Here is a 19,147-nt window from a genome sequence, read left to right on the forward strand (position 1 = left end):
GTCACTTGCCTGCCTCTCCTGATGAACCAGCGCCCGAGGGCTGGTAGTTGTAGCCGAAGCCGCTGTTCTGGCCGCCGAAGACGTTCTGGCTGTTGTCGCCCAGCAGGATGTTGGTCTGCGCACGGTCGTGCTCGACGAGATCCACGTCGTGCTCGTCCAGGAACGCGCGGACGTTCTTGAGCAGTCGACGCTCGACGATCTTCATGTACTTCTTCGCGTCGGCCTCCTGGAAGAAGTGGTGGTAGGTCTCGCTGGTGGCCAGTTCCCTGATGCTGGCCAGCGCGCCGCAGTTGAGCCAGCGGTTGACGTACCGGCCGAGCCGGAACTCGCTGGTGTCCGTCACCTCGTCCGCCAGCAGTACCTCGGCGGTCTCCCGCCTGGCCCTCGTGGCCCGCCAGGGCCGGGTCCACCGGACCGCCCAGGCCGGCAGGAACCGCTCCGGGATCAGCAACAGCGGCAGCAGGCACAGCATGGTCCCCCAGCGGCCCAGGGCCGTGAACATGTCCCACGCCACCCGCACCGCCAGGCGCCGGTCGACGGAAGCGGGCAACGCGTCCACGAGGTGGAAGTCCTCCACGAGCGGCCTGAGCGTGTAGGTGTAGAACTCGGTGTGCAGCGTGTTGCCCTTGATGTCGAACCCGACGAAGATCGAGGTCACCAGCTCCTCGTTCCACGACCCGACCCGCACGCACAGGTATTCGCGGGCCGCGTCGTAGTCCTCCCGCCAGTGGATGTCGGGCAGGTCGTCGACACTCGGCAGTTCGGACCAGCCGTCGCCCTTGGAGCGGTCGTCGGTGCGGATCGCGGTGGTGTAGCGGCGCCGCTCGACGGTCAGCCCGTCGATCCGCTCGTCGTGGCGGGTCTCGTCGCGGAGATCGGCGGCCATCCGGGCGGCGACTTCGCCGGTGATCTCGTCCACGGTGAACGGGACGACCTGCCTGCGCTCGATGGTGTCGAGGTCGGGCGGTGAGCCGTCCTCACTCTTGCGCGCCATGATCCGTGTCTTCGGGGCGCCGAGCAGCAACTGCGCGTTGGACCAGTTGCGCAGCGGCCGGCCCGCGCCGACGAAGGGCCGGAAGCCGCCGTAGAAGACCAGGCCCTCGCGGCCGGCCTGCTCGCGGTCGATCTTGTGGGCGAGTTCGGCGGTCAGCTTGGCGTGCGACGGGCAGGCACCGTCGAAGCCACCGTCCGGGCCGGTCTCCCTGAGCCGGGTCATCAGGATGTGCAGGGTCACGAGCCGGCGCATGTAGGCCGCTGCCCACGGCGCCCAGCAGAGCATGATGAAACCGAAGGACGGGCTGAGCACTCCGTTGCCGATCAGCAACTGGATCACGGCCATCGTGCCGGCCGCGCTCGCCCACTGGATGCGATGCAGTCGGCGCGCGGCGAGGGCGTGGGCGAGGACCGACACGGCGTCGTAGCCGTAGGAGGGCGCGACGACCCGGAATCTTTGCGTCAGCAGTTCCCGGATGACGGCGCGCCGGTAACCGGGATCGAGGTAGGTGCCTGCGGACAGCAGCCGGGTGGCTCTGGTGCGCGCGTACTTGCGTTGTTCGGGCGGCTCCTGCGGTGGCGGACCGGGCGGATGGGGGACGAGTGTCCGTGTGGTCATGGTGGTTCAGCGCTCCGCTCATGCGGGCGAACCCCTCCGGGCACGCCCGGAGGGTGTCAGTCGGTCTGGGTGCCTGTGCCGCTGGTGATCACACCGCCGTGGACGGTGTAGGTGGTGTCGTAGGAGCGCGTCGTGCCGTCCGTCTGAAGGGCGTCGATGATCAGCCGCACTTCCGCGCCCCGTACGGACACGATGCGGATGGTGTCCCGCTCCGTGGAGGCGTAGCCCGCGACGAAACCGTCGTAGCTGGAGTCGAGGTTCTTGCCGCCCAGGTCCCACGCGGTCCGGTATTCGCGGGCGTTGATCGCCGCGAAGTAGGCGGTGACGACATCCCTCGGCCCGCCGGTCGCGTTCACGGTCGGGATACCGGTGGCGGTGTCCGCCGGACGTGTGTGGCCGTCGTCCCCGTAGCCGTCGGCCGAGGTCGCCTCGGGGGTGCTGGAGACGTCCGGTACAGGTGTGTCCCCGTACGGCCATGCGGGCGCCGTCGCCGATGCGGTGCGGGTCGGCTGCTCGGCTGTGCCTCCGCCGGCGGAGCCGAGGCGATCCCAGCCGAAGAGGCCCGAGTCGAAGGAGCCGGACCCGGACGACCCGGACGACCCGGACGACCCGGACGAGCTGGATGAGCTGGATGAGCTGGACGAGCTGGATGAGGTGGACGACCCGGCTGAGGAGTCGTCGGCCAGGCTGCCGACCAGGGCCAAGAGCAGGGTGAGCACCAGGGGTGTGGCGACGACCACGAGCCCCCAGGTTCGGGTGGGGCCGCTCGGAGGTATCAGCCCCGGGGCGCCGTAGGAGGGCGGCGAACGGTGGGAGGACGGTGGGTCGGGACGTGCGGCGGGCGGCGTCAGCCCTGGGTCGGTCATCGGGTTCTCCAGAGGTCACGGCAGTGCAGCGCGCCCGACCCGGCCGCCCTCACGGCGGCCCGTACGGGATGTGCGTGCGCGACGGGCCCGCCGCGGGCCGACGGTGGACGGCGCTTCGCGAAGTGGCGGTTGACGCCTCCGATGCGACCAGCGCGACCGCTTCCGTGGCCAGAACCGATCTGCTTCCGATCCGCTTCCGGCCACACTCCGGAGTCCTCCGGGCCCTTCGGCCCGCCGTCTGCCCCGGGCGGGGAAGACTTCCCCGCCCACCGCCGTGGCGGCATCGAGTCCCGGCACCGCGCCCGCACCGAGCTGCGGGTCCGTGTGCCCACGGGCTCCAGAGGGCGGCTCCCGGACGAGCGCCGTGCTGTCCGAAGGCTCCAGAGCGCTCGACGTCTGCGGAATCGGTGCGCCAGGTCGGTCGGCGCGTCCGCATCCCCGAGAGCCCGCTGAGTGCGTTCAGCGACGCCCATACGGTTCAGCCGATCGGTGAACGCCGCGGCTCGCTGCGGAGGGCCGCCTGATGGCCGACAAGCAGGGGAGGCGGTGGAGCTTCGAGTCGGTCCGGCGGCTCCCGTCCGGCCCCTGGCTCGACGCGGTCGCGCATCACGTGGAGCACTTCACCGCTCCTGGCCGCGACGGGCACGTCTTCGTCGGACCGCAGGGAGGGCTGCTGCGGCGAAGCAACTTCCGGGACGACCGGGCCAAGGCGCGGAAGGCCGCGGGCATCTCGGTCGCGCTGCACTTCCACGAGCTTCGGCACACGGGCAACACGCCGGCCTCGACGGCCGGAGCCAGCACGCGGGGGCTGATGACGCGGATGGGCCACAGCAGCTCCCGGGCCGCGCTGGTCCACCAGCACATGACCAGTGACCGTGACCGGGCCATCGCCGACCGGCTCGGGGCCGTGATCCGCGACGGCGGGGGAGCGGCCACGGACCCGTCCGAGAAGGACCCTGCGGACCCGTAGTGGCATGTATGTGGCACGGCCCCTGAAACGGCGGAGGGCCAGCCTGGGAAGAAACCCCTCCTGAGCTGGCCCTTCTCTCTGTGCCCCCGGCAGGATTCGAACCTGCGACACCCGCTTTAGGAGAAAGCCAAGATCGCTTTTGGCCCGCTCGGGTGGCAGGCGGCGCTGACCAGGCCGGACGCCGGGAGCGTGGTCAGTTGGCCCTGCTTACGGTGTCTGACCTGCGCGGATTCCACTCCTGTCGCGTCCTGGACAGTCCCGATCGCTCCCGTGCCCTCCCACGCACTACGTCCCCGCTGTGTCCCCGACGGTCCCTCATGTCCCCGTCCTGTCCCCGCCGAGGCGGTTCGGGGACGGACGCTGGCCTGCGTGGCTGCAACACCCTGACCGGACGGCTGATTCGGTTCCGTGAGCACCGCTTGCCCTTCGCGGCGCGGGTTCGTATCCGTGCCTGCGAGAAGTCAGGTGAGTCGCCGTCCCATCTTCGCCGACTGCCGGTTATGCCCCTTCGTGTCCCACCACTCTTCCAGATGGGCATGGACGAGGTGCACGAGGTGCCCCAGTCGGTCGGGAGGGGGCGCGGGCGAGGTGAGCACGTCCACCCAGGATTTGTCGTGCCAGGGCAGAGTGACCACCCAGTGTTCGTCCGGGTGGCCTTGGCGGCTCACGGTCAGCCAGTACGTCAGCGTCGCGCTGCGATCCGGATGGTGCTCGACCGACATTTTCATGACGTCGAAGCGGAGTCCGTCAGCGGTGACGTACGAGCGACTCAGGGCCTGTTCGGCCGGTGTCTGTTCCTCCACAGGGACGAACCTCCTTTCACCTCGACCCGCGCCCCAAGGTGTGGTCTAGCAGAAAGCAGCGCTGGCGGCGGCCGGCTGATCGACCTTATAGGCCGTCAGAAGATCATTGGTCCCGGCCGGGGTGCCGATGATGGTGCGGAACTTCTCCACTCGCGGGCACTGATTGGCGTAGGTGGAGTAACCGCCGCGGCCATTGGGGTCCCCGGAGAAGATGGCGGTGCTTATCTTCCGGTCCATCGTGCTGTTCCAGCCGTGCCGCTGCTTGATGTGCTTCCAGCCCCACGTGCTTGTGCCGCAGCGAAGGGTGAAGAACTGGGGCCCTCGATAGTACTTCTTCAGGATGTAGTTGCGGCTGTTGCTCCTGCACTTGGCGTCGAAGCTTTCGGCCGCCTCCGTGACGGTCTCCCCGGAGGCGGAGGACGACGTGGCGGACGCGGAACCGGCTGCCGGAATCAGCAGGACCGATATGGCAGCAGCAGTAGACAGTGCCGCCTTGGCGGAAGCGTTGAGAATCATGTGTTCCCCTCTGTTCTCCCAACGTGGTCAGCGAGGAGTGGATGTGAAGCGCCTCATTGGTGACGCTGCATCACCGTTTCATCACTGGTTGCACGCCATCAACCGACATTCAGGCCATCCCGGCACAGGTCTCGCAGCGCCGACCTCGATGCGACGGAACGCTGGCAAAGCGGAAGGGCAGCCCGGGGCGTGGCGTCCGGGGCCGCCCTTGGTGCTATCGGGACGTGTCACCGAGGTCTCTGGTCGCCTGGCGGTGAGCGGGCATCAGTAGTTGCCCGCTATTTCCCGCTTTGCGGCTTTCCTGCGACCGTATGGATCCGGTCAACCTTGGCGGCCCTGGTACGGGCTGCGCTGGGACGTTGGCCGTGGGCGAGCTGGGTACGGAGCTCGCCAATCTCGTCCAGGAGGAGATCGACGACGGTGCGGCTCTCGGCGATGAACTGGGCGTCCGCCTCGGCGCCGGCCAGAGCTTCGGGGTCTCCCTCGTGCACGACGTCGACGGAGGCGACGCGGTCGTCGTTGCTGTCGGCGATGAGGAAGCTGGTCACGCCTTCCTCGATGTCGATCCTGATGACGCCCCAGGGGCCCGGGACGGTCTTGTCTCGCAGGGCGGCGATGGCGGCGAGCTGTTCAGCGGTGAGCACTGCCGGCCTCCTCGCGGGTCTCGGCGGGGACGGGTGCGAGGTAGCCCCGGCAGCCGCAGTACTCGTAGCAGTTGGAGTCCTCGGGCGCGGTGCGCGGAACGCTCTGGTGGACGCCGCGTGCGTGGCCGCACCCAGGGCGGGCGCAGTGGGGGTGGTGCCGGTTGTCGTGCCGGTAGGCGGAGAGGCCGATGTCGTGGGTCGTCTTGCCGGTACCGCGGGTGGGTTCGGTGTCGGCGTAGCAGCCGGCCCAGCCGCAGTCGTGGTTGAAGGCGAAGGTGCCGGCGAAGGCCAGGGCGCCGCAGCGTCCGCAGCGGTACTGCGGGCAGCCGCGCTCGTCGAGCGGGATGGGCTTGCCCGTACAGCAGTCGATCTTCAAGGATTCGCGATAGGCGGCGTGGCGGGCGGCTCGGGCGTCGCGTTCGGCCTCGCGGGCGGACCTGCGGTCCGTAGCGGCCTGCTTCTCTCCGAAGAGGTCGAGTTGTGTCATGACAGTTCTCAGATTCTCCCACGGGATGCGGGTGCGGGGCGGTCACTGGACCGCCCCGCACCCGGGGCTGATCAGTTACTGGTTGCGGCTTCGGTCGGCTTCGACTTCTTCGCCTCGGCGTCCTGCGCCTTCGTCGCCTTGGCCGTCGTCGTGGCGCGGCGTGACCGGGGTGCTGGCGTCCGCTTCTTCGGTTCGGTGGCCTTCGCGGGCGTCTGTGTCTTCTTGGCTGTGGGGCGTGGGGGCTTCGCCGGGGCCTTCTTGGTAGTGGTCGCTTGCTCTGGCTTGGGCGTGTCGCCGCTCGTCGGCGCGTTGGCGGCTGCCGGGTTCTTCTCAGCGCCTGGAGCACGGCGGGGAGTCTTCTTAGGGAAGGCGCGCAGCGGTGGGCGCTCGCCGTCGAATGCCGGCAGCAGCCGGGCACGAATCCTCTGTGCCGCCGTCGTGGCGGGCGGGTTGGCGGTGAAGCAGACGCCGACGTTGTAACGGATGCCAGCGGAGAGGTGCTTGAGGCTGTCGGCGTACGACTCGGTGTCGCGGTCACCCTCCTCGAACTCGCGGGGCGGCACGTTGAGCGCCCAGGTCTGGACGGCCTCGCCTCGCCAGAGGTGCTTGATGCCGATGCGGCGGCCGTCGGGGTGGGCGAGGTACGCGGACGGCCCGGGATGGGGTTTGTCGTCGGTGTCGACGGCCCAGCCGTCGCCGAGCGCGGCGGCGGTCGCGGCGACGAACTCGGCGAAGTCCGCGGGGAAGACTCGCTGTTTCTTCGGTGCGTCCGAGGTCTTGTGTGCGGTTGGTTTCGTCGGGCTCATGAATCGTCCTTCCTGGTGGTGTGGTGAGGGGCAGAGACAACGGTCACGCCGCGGCTCCTTCGAAGAGCTGGTCGAGGGCACCGAGCAGCCGTCGGGCCTTCCGTTCGAACAGGGCCTGTTCCACGACGGCGTTGCGGTGCTTGATGACCGCGGTGCGCTCGGCCAGGGCCTCGGTGAGGCCGGCGTCCTCGGTGGCGAGGGTGTTGGCGCACCAGATGGCGGTCTTGGGGCCGAGGTCCCAGGTGATCGCGTTGACTGCGGCGCAGGCGGCGGCGAGGCGGTCGATGTCGTTGCCGAGCCACGTGTAGTCGTGCGGGTTGAGGCCGTGATGGCGCAGGGTCTGGGCGACGGAGCGGAACATGCCGCCGCTGCCGAGGGCCGGTTCGCGGATGGTGCGGCCATGGTCGGGACCGCTGATGAGGATCTCGGCCATCAGGTCGGAGACTGACGGTGGGGTGTGGTACTCGCCGCGCCACTTCTTGTCGCTCTTGTGGCGCAGGCCCGTGAGCAGGGGGCTGAGGACGTCGGCCTCCGACCGCTCATAAGCGTCGTCGCTCGCGGTGAGGTCGAACAGCCCGTTGTAGATCGCGGTGTGGATGACGGCCTGGACGGCACGCAGTTGGTACTCGTCGGGGCCCTCCTCCACCCAGTCGTGCAGGGGACGCGCGACCTCGATGAGGTCGGGGCGGGCCATCCACTGGACGCCCCAGATCTCCCGTAGGAGCGGTGGGAGCTGGGCCGGTTCGAGGGTGAGGAGCCAGTCGCTGACGAGCGGTTCCCGGAAGAAGGAGAGCGCGGCGATGGTGCCGAGCGGGACGTCCATGCGGTTGCCGCCGTAGTGGCTGAACCAGGCGGCGATGACGTTCTCGGCGACTTCCATGGCGTGCCGGTGCGGGTCGCCCGGGAAGGCGCGGTGCTGACGGCGCGAGGCGGGGGTGGGGCGTGGCTTGGGTGGCTTGGCGGCTTTCTCCTCGCGCCGCTTGGCGCGCTCTTCGAGCTTCTGCTCCACCTCGCCGAACAGGTCGAACTGGGCCACGGCGCTCACCGCCCCGCCGAATCGGTCGTCGTGTCCGGCGACGTGAACGGGTGTGGTGGGGCGCCCTCGGGGGCGGGGACGGGGCCCGCCTGCAGGATCGTCGTGGCACGTTCGGCGCACTGGATGTAGTAGGCGTGGTCCTCGCGGAGGCGTCGCATGCGCTCCTCGTGCTGCGCGATGAGTCCGCCGTACCGGTGCAGGGAACTGGGCGCGCAGTGGTGTTCGTGGGCGCGGCGCAGTTCCGGGGCCCAGGGCTGGGCCAGCCAGTGCCGAGCCAGCGCGGACACGATGGCGGTGGCCCGGCGCGCCGTGCCCTTCGGGGCACGGATGGGGGCGCTGATGATGAGGCGGTACGGGCGCAGCCGCAGGTCGCCCGAGACGAGGGCGGTGCGGGTGAAGGACTCGGTGCCGGCCAGGGTGAGGCCGAACAGCACCGGTGCCTCGTCCATCTGGAAGCCGAGCGGCCCGCTGCCGTACGCGACGTGGAGGATCTCCTCCATTGGGTCCTGGTCGGCCTCGGGGTGGTGGTCGGGGTCCCAGCCGAGGGTGAAGGCGCCGATGCCGGTGACGCGGTAGACGGCCTGACCGGTGTCGAAGTCGGCGTATTCGGCGACCTCGAGGGCGGGGCCGCTGCCGACGGTGAAGGTGAGCACGAGGGTGTCCTTTCTCGTGATTCAGGCATGAGTGGGGTAGGGGGCCGGCCATTGCCGCGGGCTCGGCCCCCTGGCGTGAGGTGGTGCGGGTGGGCTGGGGCTATCCGTGCTCGGCGCGCCAGCCGCCGACGTACGCCCCGACCTCCTCGGCGAGGGGTTCGAGGGACATGTCGCCGGGCGGCTCGTCCTCGTCGGTCGTGGTGTCGTAGATGACCTTGGCCGTGCCGAAGGTGTTGTCGATGTGCACGGCCTTCCAGCCGCCGATCTCGCTGCGGTCGTCGTGCCAGGGGAGCGAGTAGCGGCCGGCGATCGCGATGTACTGCTCGCCGTCGTTGGTGAGCTGGACGGTGATGTTCAGCTCGTTGCCGCACCAGTCCACGCCGACGTCCGTGCAGCGCTGTTCGAGGGCCTTGATGACGTCCGCGTACAGGGCCCGGGCCTTCTCCTCGTCGGCGCGGCGCAGGAGTTGAACGGCGCTGAGGTAGTGGAGCGCCATCACTCGGCCTCCTGGTCCGGGGCGGGGGCGTGGTCGGCACAGACGAACGAGAGGGGTTCGCCGTCGTGGGGGAGGTCGAGCTCGACGTCCTGGCTCCTGCGACACAGCAGGCAGGTCAGGGAGACGCGGCGGACCATACGGAGGACCCGGACCGGTGTGCGGGCCGGGAGGTGCATCGGCTCGGTGCGACCGGGAAGGGCCAGGGCGAGCAGGACGAGCTCGGAGGAGAGGACGGTCTTCTTGACACCCGCCACGGCGAGCGGGGTGCTCGGCGCGTCCGGGAAGGCGAACACGTCGCCGGCGCGCAGCTCGTGCGCGTACACGGATCTGGTGAAACTGACGGTGATCACGGCGTGACCGCTCATGCTGAACGACTCTCTTTCGATTGTGGATGGGAGTTGTCGGCTGGCTCCGGTTGCCGTCTCGCACACGGCGCCGGAGGCCTGTGGCTAGTCGTCGATCAGGTGCACAGGACCGTGGAGAGGGCCTCGGTCGAGCTCCTCGGCGATGTGCGGAGGGACGCGGGGCACCTGGCCTACGTGGAGGGTGAGCTCGCCGCCCATAAAGGCGACGGCGACCGTGCCGTCCGGCTCGACGCGGGCGACGCGGCCGTAGAGCGGCTGCTCGGGGTGCCTGCCCCAGTCGTGGACGGCGAGCGGCGGCAGGTGCCGCGCGCACAGGCCCTGGTCGCGCAGGGAGAGGTGTGGCGCCGACGGGTGCCAGCAGGGTTGCCCGTCGGGGCGGGGGTGCTCGCAGCCGCGGGCGATGTGGCCGTAGCCGTCGCAGCGGATCAGCGCCGGGCTCGGCCACGTCTCCCGGGCGCGTACGACGGCGAAGGTGACGGCACCGTGCGGGCCCTGGTCGTGGTGGGCGGCGTACTCGATGGTCAGGCCGATGGTCATCGGCCAGGTCTGCAGCACGTTCGCGGCGATCGTCTGGGCGTGTACGGCGGGGACGGCGGGCGCGGGCGTGTGCTCGATGGTCAGGGGCATGACACTCCTTTCTCCTCGCCGGTCTCGGTCTGCGGGAGCAGCAGGTACGCGGTCTCCTCCGACGGGCCGCCGACCCGCGTCAGGTATCGCGCCCGCAGGTGCGGCAGGGAGCGGATCTGCCAGATGAGCCCGCGGATGATCCGGCCGGTCTCCTCAGGCCACAGCGGCCGGTCGGGCTCGGCGTGGACCGTGGCACTGACGCCCGTGGTGCCGACCGTGGTCACGCCGGCCACGCGGGGCCGCATGGGCGAGAGGTCGACAGTGAGCAGGTCCGCGTCGGGGTGGTGCGCGCGGACGAGATCGGCGATGCGCGCGGCACGGTCGACGGGCGGGATATCGAGCACCCAGCGTTTGCCGGGCAGGGGCTCGGGGCGTACGGCACTCCAGGCGACCGAGTTCAGCCGGTCGAGGGAGTACGTGAGGTCGTCGCCGATCTCACCGGGATCGACCGCGGTGATCCCGCTGTCCCGGCGTACGTCCAGGATCAGCTCCTCCGTGCTGTCTTCGCGGGTCGCCCACAGACCGTCCAGCTCGATCACGCCGTCGGCGGTGACGTGGACGAAGGTGATGTGCGTGGTCTCCGGGCACGCCTCGACGAGGCGCGCGGCGACGAAGTCGAGCATCGCGACCTCGTACCGTTCCTGGGCCTGGTCCACCATGCGGACGGCGCGTTCGAGGTGGCGCCGGGCGTCGATGGTCCGTGGAGCTTCGCTGCTGGTCATGACGATTCGGCTCCCTTCTTGTGGTCGCGGTACGGGAAGACGAGCTGCCACAGCTGTCCCTCGTGTTCGGCGGTGATGTCGACACACGGGGTGAGGTGGCGGCCGCGCAGGTGCGGCAGGGCGTAGAGCTGGCCGAGGACGCGGGCCAGCTCGTGGGAGACGTCGCGCGGCCACGGGCCGTCCTCGGTCTCCGGGGAGCAGAGAGGGCACGGGACGCTGATCGTCCCGCCGCCGCTGAGCGTGACCTGCTCGAAGCCGACGGCGATGCGTTCGCCGCGTTCCGCGAAGCGGCAGATCAGCGATTCGGCGTCGGGGACGTGACCGCGGACGATCGCGGCGACGGTGGCGGCGCGATCCGCCGACGGGAGGACGAGCCAGCGCCGGTCACGGTGCTCGTAGACGGGGTGCGGCTCGACGACGCCCCAGTGGTGGAGGAACGAGCCGGTCAGTGCGCGGCCGAGGTCGTCGACGAGTTCGTCGAGGTCCAGCGGCCCGTCCCGCCACTCCTGCTCCGGGTCGTCGTGCGGGTCGTACAAGAAGCGGCAGGTGCCGATCGCGGACTTCTGGGCGCTCCAGATGCCGTGCAGCTCGACGTCGCCGTCGGCGTCGATGTCGATCTCCAGGTAGGCGGCCTCGGGGTGGGCCAGGCGTACTCGGGCGGCGATGTCGTCGAGGATCGCGAGGAAGAGCGTCTGGCCCGCCTGGACGTAGGCGGTCGCGAGATCGTTGAGCGGAAGCTGAGTGGGTCGAAGTCGCTCGTCATCCATGGAAGTGCCTCCTTGATGTGTGTTGGGTCGATCAACAGGCGCTGCGACGCAGGACGATGGCGGTCGCGTTGTCCGGCCCGTCGATGCCGGCGGCGGCCGCGAGGAGTTCGGCGCCGTTGTACGGGTCGTCGCACAGGAGCGCGGCGATGGTGGTCTGGTCGGTGACGTTCTGGCTTACGCCGTCGGTGCACAGCAGGACGCTGGCGGTGCCGCGCGCGGGCAGGGACGTGGTCACGAACTCATGGCGGGCGACGGTGCGCGTGACCTTGCGGTCGTACATCGGCAACGGGCCGCTCTGCGCGGAGTGATGGCGGATGCGCTCGCCGAGCGAGTGGTCGTACGTGGCGCGCTGGAGCTCACCGTCGGTGGTGAGGGCATAGACGCGGCACAGCCCGGCCCAGGCGATCCGGATACGGCTGTGGGCCGGGTCGAACAGCGCGGTGACGATGGATGCGTCCGCGGTGACGCCGCTGGCGGCGAGCTTGCTGCGGGCACCGAGGCAGCCGAGTTCGGGTGTGGACGCGAGCGCGGTGGTGGCGGCCGCGCCGGCGGTGAGCTCGGCGGCGTCTGCCGCAGCCGAGGTGTCGCCGATTCCGTCGGTGACAGCCACGGCGATACGGCCGGTGGCCCGGTCGCCGCCGACGGAGAACGCGTCCGCCTGGACTTCGCGGCGGCCCTGCCGCTGCGCGCCGCCCACGCGCCATGCTGTTCGGGACATGCGGGGACTCCTTTGTGTGCGAAGGGAATGGGGAGGACCCTCCCGGGGCCGCGGCCGCTCGCACCGGCGCGGCCCCGGGAGGGGGCGTGGCGCTACGGGGTACCGACCGCGCTGAGCTGGGCCGCCGAGGCGACGAACCGCTCGCAGGAGCCGAAGCGTTCGTGCAGCGTGTGCTCCCGCTCCCACTGTTGGCAGCGGGCACACGTGGGCTGGGTGTGCCCCGGGGCCGGACGCGCGACGTACGCGCCGGGCAGATCCCCGTCCGTGAAGACGACGACGCCGGTCGCCTCCTCAAGGCTCGCGGCACCCTGGCCGCGCCGGACGGCTTCGCGCAGAGTGCGGCGCAGCAGAGTGCCGGACCAGTCGAAGCCGGGGGTGCTGTCGGCCCCGGGGGCCTCGTAGCTGACGCGGTACGCGGGGAACGTCGCCTCCTCGGGGTCGGTGAGGGGGCGGGCCCAGAACTGGATGGGGCGGTCATCGTCGTGCTGCTCGGGCGCGGGGGCCACCGCGGAGACGATGCGCACGATCACGTCGACGTCGTCGTCGCCCAGACCGGCCTGGCGGGCCGCGTGGGCGCACAGTTCCCTGAAGCCGGAGACGCCGTAGGCGGCGAGCCACTGGTCCGGCGTCATCTCTCCGCCGTAGTTCTTGCGGAACTCGTCGCGATCGCGGCGCTGGACAGCGGCGATGACGCTGACCGCGCGGTCGATCACGTCCGGAGCGATGCCGTACTTGGCGGCTTCGGTGTGCAGTAACTGCTCGCGGGTGGGCTGGATGGGCTGGTCCACTTTGCTCTCTCCTTCGTGGATGCCGGGCCCCGGCGCTCCCGGGGCCCGTGATGGGCGTGGCGTTACGGGAGCGCCGGGGACCGCTGGCCGAAGTGCTCGGCCGCGGTGCCGTGCAGGGCGTTCAGCCGGGCCGACAGGCGCTTGCCGAGCGTGCGGCCGTGCATGTCGAAGCCGCTCGCGTGGCTGACGGACTCCAGGCACCACCGACGGTGACCGTCGTCGAGCGTGAAGTCGTACAGCTCTCCGGGGCGGGTGCCGCGCAGTGTCAGGACGCGTACGGGTCTGCCGTCCGGGGCGGTACGGAGGGCCGGCGAGCCCTGCACGCGGGCGGCGACCACTATCGCGGCGATGTCGGACATGGGGATGCTGCTCATTGGGTTCCTCGCACTCTGGTCAGGACGGCCAGCCTGGATGGGTTGGCATCAGATGTCTGTCACCACACATGTCGTGGGTGCGCGAAGGAGGTGGGACCGGTTAGGCGTCCCGGTACAGGTCCGGCTGGCCGGTGATCTCACGCAGGGCGCAGGCGACGAGCCGGCCGGCACCCTCGACTCCGAGGACGTCGGTGGTGAACTCCACCGGGGTCACTCGGCGCCCGATCACCTCGCCGTAGGCGCGGGCCAGGGTCTCGCTCATCGTGCGCGCCAGCTCTTGTGCCTGCGTGAGCTGGCGAGGCGTGATGCCGCGAGCGGTGAGCCTGTCGGTGAGTGCCCGCCGTTCGTCGGCGGTGAGTTGGTGAAACACTGGCTTACTCCTTCGGGGGTGGAGCTGATTGGTGACAATGATAACATTTTATCAATCTTGATCATCTTGCGTCAAGTGTCGTTTATCGCGGTTTGGCTCCTCTGGGCGATCGCGCCTGATGGCCTCACGTGCGGCCTGACGCGGCCTGTCCACGGCACCTTGAGCTTCGAGTTCCGCGGCGCGGGTGCGACGCTCCCGCTGCTCCTCGAACCAACGGCGGTCCCGGTCCCGGGCGCGCTGGTCCTTCTCGCGCTTCTCTCTGGCGACGGCGGCAGCGCGCCGGGCGCGCGGGCTGGTGCCGCAGGAACGGCAGTTGGCAGCAGGGGAGTCCGGGTGTGCCGCGCAGCCGCCTGTCCCGTGGCGGCCGTCACCGTCCGCCGGGGGTAGGGGGTTGTTTCTCTGGTGGTTCTCTGACGGTTCCCCGGCCAGTTTGGCCGGTTCTCCCGCCGAATCTGGCCACTGGTCAGATTGGCCGGTGGCCGTTTTGGCCGCCTGCTTCGTCCGCTTTCCGCTGCCCTGCTTCCCGCCCCTCGCCGCCTTCGGCGCCGGGGGGCCGGAGCCGCGCGCCGGTGAGGAGGACGGCGGTGGCGTCTGGGCACGAGGAGCGTGGATCGTGTAGCGGTTGCTGGTGCGGCGCCCCTCCGAGAACCGGGCGTGCGAGACGATGAACCCCTCCTCCTCCAACCACTCCAGATGCCGGCGAACGGTGCGCTCCCCCTGACTCGTCTTGGCCGCCAGGGTGGCCTGCCCGGGGAAGCAGGACCATGCCTCGTCGGCAAAGTCGCACAGCGCGAGCAGCACCAGCTTCGCGCCCGGCTTGGGGATGTTCTGTCGAAAGGCCCAGGCCATGGCCTCGATGCTCAACTGCCTTCCCCTTTCCTCTTCCAGGCCGCACGCCAGCGGGTGACGGTGCGAGGTTCCACCCGGAGGCGCTCGGCGATCTCGTTCGCCGTCAGCTCCGCCCGGGTCATGAGCCGCGCCGCGAGTTCCTGCTCGGCCTCGTTGAGAGTGGGGAGCGGAAGGTCTCCGTTGACGACCCGCTCGACCGCCAGGAAGTCCATGCCGGGTACGCCCGTGGCCGTGGTGCTGACGTAGACGCGCCGGGTGGGCTCGCGCGCGGGGTCGGTGCCCCTGATGACGTACGCGGACGCCACGGCGTGTGGCCGGGGCGCGGAGGCGATGGGCACGCTCACTCCTCGTCCAGGTCGCGGCCGCGGTCAGGGTCGTGGTGAGCGCCCCTGTAGCCGGCGGACCGGGCGCGCGGTGTGTCGTCGATGAAGGACGGGACGCCGCACGGGCCGAGGGGCCGGCCGTCGCTCTCCAGAACGGCGAGGGCCTGTCCCGGCAGGCCGACGCGCAGGAGGCGGGCGGCCTCGGCGGTGATCTGCTCCAGGACAACCGCGGCGGCGCGTGCGCGGTCGCGGTCGGCGAGGGCCTGGGCGACCTCGGACTGCCAGCGGGACACCTCGTTCCCCAGCTGGGTGGTGAGCGGCAGGACGACGCTCATGGCGGAGTCGGCGACATCCGCGACATGGTCCGCGTACGCCATGCGCGGCCAGGCGGCGGTGAGCGAGTCGGTCAGGCGCTGCCGAATGAGGTCTGCGGTCAGCGGGTGAGGCGGTTCGGCCGGGTCGGCGGTCGGCACCGGGCCGTCCGGGATGCCCGCGAGGTGCTCGCGGGACATGGGTGTGGACATGGTTCCCCCTCCAAGGGTGTGTCCGATGAGCAGGTGTAGGTGAGACCGGGGCCACCACGGCCGGTACTCAAGTGCGGGCGGCCCCGGGGTACGCGGTGCGTCGTCAGCCGGCCTCAGGAAGGCGGGAGACGCCGATGGTGCGCGAGGTCCGCCCGCCGGGCCGCAGCGGGATGTCGATGCCGAGGCCCTCGAGGACGCGGATCATCGCCTCGGGGTCGGGCGTGGGCGGTCGTGGGCTGCCGCCGGACCAGGACAACTTGAAGACGCCGTACGTGCCGGCGTCGGCGGCGTCCAGCATCTTGCGGGCCTTGGCCTTGCGCTTCTTCGCGGCGCTCTCCACCTCGGCGGCGTCGGCGTAGGCGCGGAGGGCCTCGGTGATGGCCGCGGTGTCCTCGGCGAGGATCGTCTGCGGAGCGCGGTCGTCGGCGAGCCGGTCGAGGTTCCAGCACGCCGTCTTGAACGGGCAGTTGTCGCAGATGATCGATAGGCCAGGGCCGTCCAGGTCGCGCGGCATCGCGTCCGGCTCGGTGCTCGCCAGGACGTCCTCGGCCCACGCCAGGGCCTGCTTCGTGGCGTCCTCGTCGTATGCGCGCTGGTGGACGACGACCTGTCCGTACTCGCGACCGACGTACCGCAGCCGTACGACGTCGACCGGCAGCGGTTCACCGGTTGGGAGGTCGGGATGGTCCTTGAGGCCGCCGGTGCGCAGCAGGTGCGCGTACAGGTGGACCTGGAACCACTCGGCCTGGCTGGGCCCTTGACGGACGACGACGTCGAGGGCCCGGGTGCTCTTGGTCTTCACGTCCTCCACGACGCCCACATCGCCGGAGGCCGTGGGGGTGTCGTGCCGCTCGGCCTGGCGGTACACGTGTCCCGGCGCCCAGTAGGCGTCGGCGTGGCCGAGGATCACGCCGTCGGTCAGCTCCAACTCGGTCCAGGCACCGTACTGCTCCCGCAGGACGCGGAGGATGCCCTCGTGCAGCCAGGTGCCCAGGATCGCGGCGTGCATGTTGTCGGCGAGGTCCGTCGGCCAGGTGCCGTGGACCTCGTAGGCGGCCCGGCGTCTGCACAGGCCGATCGAGGAGGGGCCGAGGAGGCGCTGCCGCGACCGGGGCCGGGCGCGGTCGTCGCGATGCGCGCCCTTCCACAGGTCGGGTACCGGGACGCCGACGCTTTCGGTGGTGCTGTCGGTGGTCATGATGATCTCGCACTCTGTTGGGTGGTCTGCTCGCCCGGCATGGCGGGCGGGAGGGCTACTGAGCCGAGTCGGCGGCGGCCTTGCCCCGGGAGGACTTGTCGGCCGTGGTCTTCTTGGCGGTGCTCTTCCGCGTCGTCGCCTTCTTCGCGGCGGCCTTTCTCGGCGCCGTCTTCTTGGCCGGGGCGGCGCGGCGGCGCGTGGCAGGGGCCTCGGCCTCCGGACCGTCCTGGGAGGAGGCGTTGTTGCTGGCCCCACCTTCCGGCCGGAGCGCGTCGAGGAGGGCGCGCAGATGCTCGGCGCCGGCGTCCTGGTAGGAGACGCCGAAATCGTCGAAGCACCGCTCGTTGACGGCGTCGAAGCCCATGCCGAGTCGGCTGGCCAGATGCTGAACCTCGCCGCGTGCCTTGTCCAGTTCGGCGCGCGGATCGACGGGCGGCGACGTCTTGCTCACCGGTGTCGATGCGGTGTTCGATGCCGCCTCGCCGTTGTCGTCGTCGACGACGACCTCACCCTCGACCACATCGCCGGACGAGGACTCCGTGCCCGCCCGCTGAGACTGCTCCGGTTGTTCCGCGCTTCCGTTCCTCAGCCGTGTGGCGGCGGCCTGGACCCGCTCGCGGGACTCCGCCGCGTCGGCCGCGTGCATCTCCTCGTCCACGTGGAGGCCGGACAGGTCGGCGGGGCAGGCCCGGCGCAGGGCGAGCGCTTCCGCGACCTTGCCCAACTGGCTGGCCGGCATCTGCGGCCACAGCCCGCCGAGCTTGTACTCCTGGGCCTCGTAGTCCCACACCTTCGGCGCGTACTCCCGCCAGTGCGCGACGGCGGGGAAGCGGGCGTCGCCTCGCCAGATGACGGCCTTGCACGCGGCCGGGGGCTCGTCACGCAGTCACACCGTGTGCTCGCCGCCGTCGGCGTCGTACCAGACGAAGTCCTCGTACGCGCTGGATTCCCCGGCGCGGTCGGCGGCCCGGCGTGCGATCAGCCGGTAGCCGTCGATACCGGTCTGGATGGTCCAGCGGATCTCGCCGCGCGACTTGCGCTTGATCATGTAGATCTGCCGGCCGAACGGGTCGAGCCCGGACGCCTTGCAGTAGTGGAAGAAGATCCCCAGCTGCGCCGGACTGGCCTCCACCAGATCCGGGAACGCCGCGCGCAGCGCGCGCAACTGCTGGTCCTCGAACGCCTTCTGGTCTTCGCGAATCGCGAGCCAGGTGACCGGAGTGTCGGCCACATCCCCTCCAAGCACATCGTCCCCTTAGAAGACCTGCAATTGTCGCAACACATGTTGCGATCAATTGAAGTTAATCAAAATCTATTTCACTTGATCGTGATCGTCAAGTGTGAGATATCGGCCGCCATCGCTCGTGCGCAGGCTGCGCAGCTGGAACACGCCGGCCCACTCCGGGTGTCGCGCGCACAGCAGGCGCGCGTAGCGCGACGTGAAGTTGTTGTTCAGTCGGAACGGCTCGCCGCTCGAGATGCGCGGCGACGACCAGCGAAGCTGCTCGAACAGGGCCTTGACGCCGATGCGCCCGCCGCCGGCGTCGACCCACTGGGCTGTGAGCTCCTCTAGCGCCTCGAGAATCCATGGGTGCGAGGTGTGGAAGTCGTCGAACCGCTCGTCGAGCGTCGGGCCACCTTGAGGCTGGATATCCGGCTGCCGCTCGCGCTCGGTTATGTCTAGCGGCAGCTCTGGCTGTCGGTACACGTGCCTCACCCCCATGTATGTCTGTGTACCGTCTGGACATATGTTGCCGCCAACCCTAGAGGTATCGGCTGTGGAATGCGCGCTCGGGGGCGCGAGTTCGGCTTACGGATGGGGCGGCCGGTGGTGTGGTGGGGCGGACCCGCCGCCGGGGCTTCCGCTTCTGGACCGGGGGAGCAGCCTGTTCTGGGCTCACGGCCACACCAGCGGTGGAACGGCCAGTGGGGGCTTACCGCTTGGGCCGCACGGTCATGGAGAAGCCTGCGTTCAGGAGCTCGGCCGCGAACGCGGCCACGTCGTCCGCTGTGTGCTCACCCGATGTGAAGGTGCGCGCCGCCGGCAGCGGCGGCGGTGCCGCCTTCGGCTCTGCCGAGGGCTTCCGACCGCGGGGCTTGATCTGCTCGCGTTCCCCCGCCCGAATCCGGTCGATCCCCTCCTGGACCGTGGCGCGCCCGCGCTGCTGGGCGTCCGCGAGGACGGTCTCCAGCAGCCACAGCGGCGATCCGGAGATCATGGCGTCCTCAGGGGCGAAGCTCTTGCGTACCCGCCACTGGTAGACGTCCATGTACTTCTTGCCGAAGATCCAGGGGATCTCCTTTAGGCCGACGATCTCCGGAAGGCCAGCGGGGTCGTCGACCTGGTATCCGCCGGCGATGCCTGCCTTGTACTCCTTCAACCGCTGGGCGTCGACCTCCCGGCTGCCGTCCTCGGACAGTCCGAGGACGGTGGGCAGCAGCCAGTACGGGTTGCCGGAGACGACGGTGTCCGGCTCTCCCAGCACGCCGCGCGTCTTCCAGAGCTGCGAGGTCTGCCGCTCCACTCCGTAGAGGAACGCGATCTCCGCGTGCCCCAGGAGATAGGGGAACCGCTTCTTCGCCACGACGCCTCCGTGCCTACGCAGATATAACGAACTTGATGCGTCAAGCAT

Annotated in this window: 25 protein-coding genes and 1 pseudogene; 1 reads left to right on the plus strand and 25 read right to left on the minus strand. The window is 70.2% G+C overall.

What is annotated here, in order from left to right:
- Window position 1: 1 nt before the first annotated feature.
- Both I3F54_RS02630 and I3F54_RS02635 read right to left on the minus strand, forming a co-directional pair.
- Entirely contained in the window at window positions 2–1,612 is a 1,611-nt protein-coding gene (locus I3F54_RS02630; RefSeq protein ID WP_240116901.1) for a hypothetical protein, read from the minus strand.
- 56 nt (window positions 1,613–1,668) lie between these two features.
- A complete protein-coding gene (locus I3F54_RS02635; protein ID WP_240116902.1) occupies window positions 1,669–2,478 on the minus strand; it encodes a hypothetical protein in 810 nt (269 codons plus the stop codon).
- A 523-nt stretch (window positions 2,479–3,001) separates the two neighbouring features.
- Between I3F54_RS02635 and I3F54_RS02640 the strand changes: the two genes are divergently transcribed.
- Window positions 3,002–3,448, plus strand: coding sequence for a tyrosine-type recombinase/integrase (locus I3F54_RS02640; RefSeq protein ID WP_240116903.1), 447 nt, complete (start codon window positions 3,002–3,004; stop codon window positions 3,446–3,448).
- A gap of 461 nt (window positions 3,449–3,909) precedes the next feature.
- On the opposite strand, the gene I3F54_RS02645 is transcribed toward I3F54_RS02640, so the two are convergent.
- The 23 genes and pseudogenes from I3F54_RS02645 to I3F54_RS02755 form a co-directional block, all read right to left on the minus strand.
- Entirely contained in the window at window positions 3,910–4,251 is a 342-nt protein-coding gene (locus tag I3F54_RS02645; protein WP_240116904.1) for a hypothetical protein, read from the minus strand.
- A 45-nt stretch (window positions 4,252–4,296) separates the two neighbouring features.
- A complete protein-coding gene (locus tag I3F54_RS02650) occupies window positions 4,297–4,767 on the minus strand; it encodes a hypothetical protein (RefSeq protein WP_240116905.1) in 471 nt (156 codons plus the stop codon).
- A 278-nt stretch (window positions 4,768–5,045) separates the two neighbouring features.
- Window positions 5,046–5,411 carry a hypothetical protein gene (locus I3F54_RS02655; protein WP_240116906.1) on the minus strand — a complete coding sequence of 122 codons (366 nt, stop codon included), beginning with the start codon at window positions 5,409–5,411 and terminating at the stop codon, window positions 5,046–5,048.
- Window positions 5,398–5,898 carry a hypothetical protein gene (locus tag I3F54_RS02660; protein WP_240116907.1) on the minus strand — a complete coding sequence of 167 codons (501 nt, stop codon included), beginning with the start codon at window positions 5,896–5,898 and terminating at the stop codon, window positions 5,398–5,400. The genes I3F54_RS02655 and I3F54_RS02660 overlap by 14 nt, the downstream gene beginning before the upstream one ends.
- Window positions 5,899–5,969: 71 nt before the next feature.
- Window positions 5,970–6,704, minus strand: coding sequence for a hypothetical protein (locus I3F54_RS02665; RefSeq protein WP_240116908.1), 735 nt, complete (start codon window positions 6,702–6,704; stop codon window positions 5,970–5,972).
- Window positions 6,705–6,747: 43 nt separating this feature from the next.
- Window positions 6,748–7,740 (minus strand): N-6 DNA methylase, encoded by a 993-nt coding sequence (locus tag I3F54_RS02670; RefSeq protein WP_240116909.1) that lies wholly within the window; start codon window positions 7,738–7,740, stop codon window positions 6,748–6,750.
- 5 nt (window positions 7,741–7,745) lie between these two features.
- A complete protein-coding gene (locus I3F54_RS02675) occupies window positions 7,746–8,393 on the minus strand; it encodes a hypothetical protein (RefSeq protein ID WP_240116910.1) in 648 nt (215 codons plus the stop codon).
- A 100-nt stretch (window positions 8,394–8,493) separates the two neighbouring features.
- Complete coding sequence (locus tag I3F54_RS02680; protein ID WP_240116911.1) at window positions 8,494–8,889, minus strand: hypothetical protein; 396 nt, start codon at window positions 8,887–8,889, stop codon at window positions 8,494–8,496.
- Window positions 8,889–9,254, minus strand: coding sequence for a hypothetical protein (locus I3F54_RS02685; RefSeq protein WP_240116912.1), 366 nt, complete (start codon window positions 9,252–9,254; stop codon window positions 8,889–8,891). The genes I3F54_RS02680 and I3F54_RS02685 overlap by 1 nt, the downstream gene beginning before the upstream one ends.
- 84 nt (window positions 9,255–9,338) lie before the next feature.
- The gene (locus I3F54_RS02690; protein WP_240116913.1) at window positions 9,339–9,881 is read right to left on the minus strand and encodes a hypothetical protein; all 543 of its coding nucleotides are present in this window, start codon (window positions 9,879–9,881) and stop codon (window positions 9,339–9,341) included.
- The gene (locus I3F54_RS02695) at window positions 9,872–10,603 is read right to left on the minus strand and encodes a hypothetical protein (RefSeq protein WP_240116914.1); all 732 of its coding nucleotides are present in this window, start codon (window positions 10,601–10,603) and stop codon (window positions 9,872–9,874) included. The genes I3F54_RS02690 and I3F54_RS02695 overlap by 10 nt, the downstream gene beginning before the upstream one ends.
- Window positions 10,600–11,370 (minus strand): hypothetical protein, encoded by a 771-nt coding sequence (locus I3F54_RS02700; protein ID WP_240116915.1) that lies wholly within the window; start codon window positions 11,368–11,370, stop codon window positions 10,600–10,602. Before I3F54_RS02700 ends, I3F54_RS02695 begins: the two co-directional genes overlap by 4 nt.
- Window positions 11,371–11,401: 31 nt before the next feature.
- Window positions 11,402–12,088: a hypothetical protein gene (locus I3F54_RS02705; protein WP_240116916.1), complete on the minus strand. Its 687-nt coding sequence runs from the start codon at window positions 12,086–12,088 to the stop codon at window positions 11,402–11,404.
- A gap of 92 nt (window positions 12,089–12,180) precedes the next feature.
- Window positions 12,181–12,876, minus strand: coding sequence for a hypothetical protein (locus tag I3F54_RS02710; RefSeq protein WP_240116917.1), 696 nt, complete (start codon window positions 12,874–12,876; stop codon window positions 12,181–12,183).
- A 62-nt stretch (window positions 12,877–12,938) separates the two neighbouring features.
- Entirely contained in the window at window positions 12,939–13,250 is a 312-nt protein-coding gene (locus I3F54_RS02715) for a hypothetical protein (RefSeq protein WP_240116918.1), read from the minus strand.
- Between the two features lie 100 nt (window positions 13,251–13,350).
- Window positions 13,351–13,620, minus strand: a complete 270-nt coding sequence (locus tag I3F54_RS02720) for a hypothetical protein (protein WP_240116919.1) — start codon at window positions 13,618–13,620, stop codon at window positions 13,351–13,353.
- A gap of 51 nt (window positions 13,621–13,671) precedes the next feature.
- Window positions 13,672–14,484 (minus strand): helix-turn-helix domain-containing protein, encoded by an 813-nt coding sequence (locus I3F54_RS02725; protein ID WP_240116920.1) that lies wholly within the window; start codon window positions 14,482–14,484, stop codon window positions 13,672–13,674.
- On the minus strand, window positions 14,481–14,807 hold the full coding sequence (locus I3F54_RS32300) for a helix-turn-helix domain-containing protein (RefSeq protein WP_240116921.1): 327 nt from the start codon (window positions 14,805–14,807) through the stop codon (window positions 14,481–14,483). Before I3F54_RS32300 ends, I3F54_RS02725 begins: the two co-directional genes overlap by 4 nt.
- A 2-nt stretch (window positions 14,808–14,809) precedes the next feature.
- Entirely contained in the window at window positions 14,810–15,316 is a 507-nt protein-coding gene (locus tag I3F54_RS02735) for a hypothetical protein (protein ID WP_240116922.1), read from the minus strand.
- Between the two features lie 103 nt (window positions 15,317–15,419).
- Complete coding sequence (locus I3F54_RS02740; protein ID WP_240116923.1) at window positions 15,420–16,514, minus strand: PD-(D/E)XK nuclease family protein; 1,095 nt, start codon at window positions 16,512–16,514, stop codon at window positions 15,420–15,422.
- Window positions 16,515–16,569: 55 nt separating this feature from the next.
- Window positions 16,570–17,760: pseudogene (locus I3F54_RS02745) on the minus strand (recombinase RecT).
- Window positions 17,761–17,826: 66 nt separating this feature from the next.
- On the minus strand, window positions 17,827–18,222 hold the full coding sequence (locus I3F54_RS02750; RefSeq protein WP_240116924.1) for a hypothetical protein: 396 nt from the start codon (window positions 18,220–18,222) through the stop codon (window positions 17,827–17,829).
- Between the two features lie 226 nt (window positions 18,223–18,448).
- Window positions 18,449–19,099 (minus strand): hypothetical protein, encoded by a 651-nt coding sequence (locus tag I3F54_RS02755; RefSeq protein WP_240116925.1) that lies wholly within the window; start codon window positions 19,097–19,099, stop codon window positions 18,449–18,451.
- Between the last annotated feature and the right edge of the window lie 48 nt (window positions 19,100–19,147).

This window comes from Streptomyces sp. MUM 2J, assembly GCF_022414535.1.
Lineage (GTDB): Bacteria > Actinomycetota > Actinomycetes > Streptomycetales > Streptomycetaceae > Streptomyces.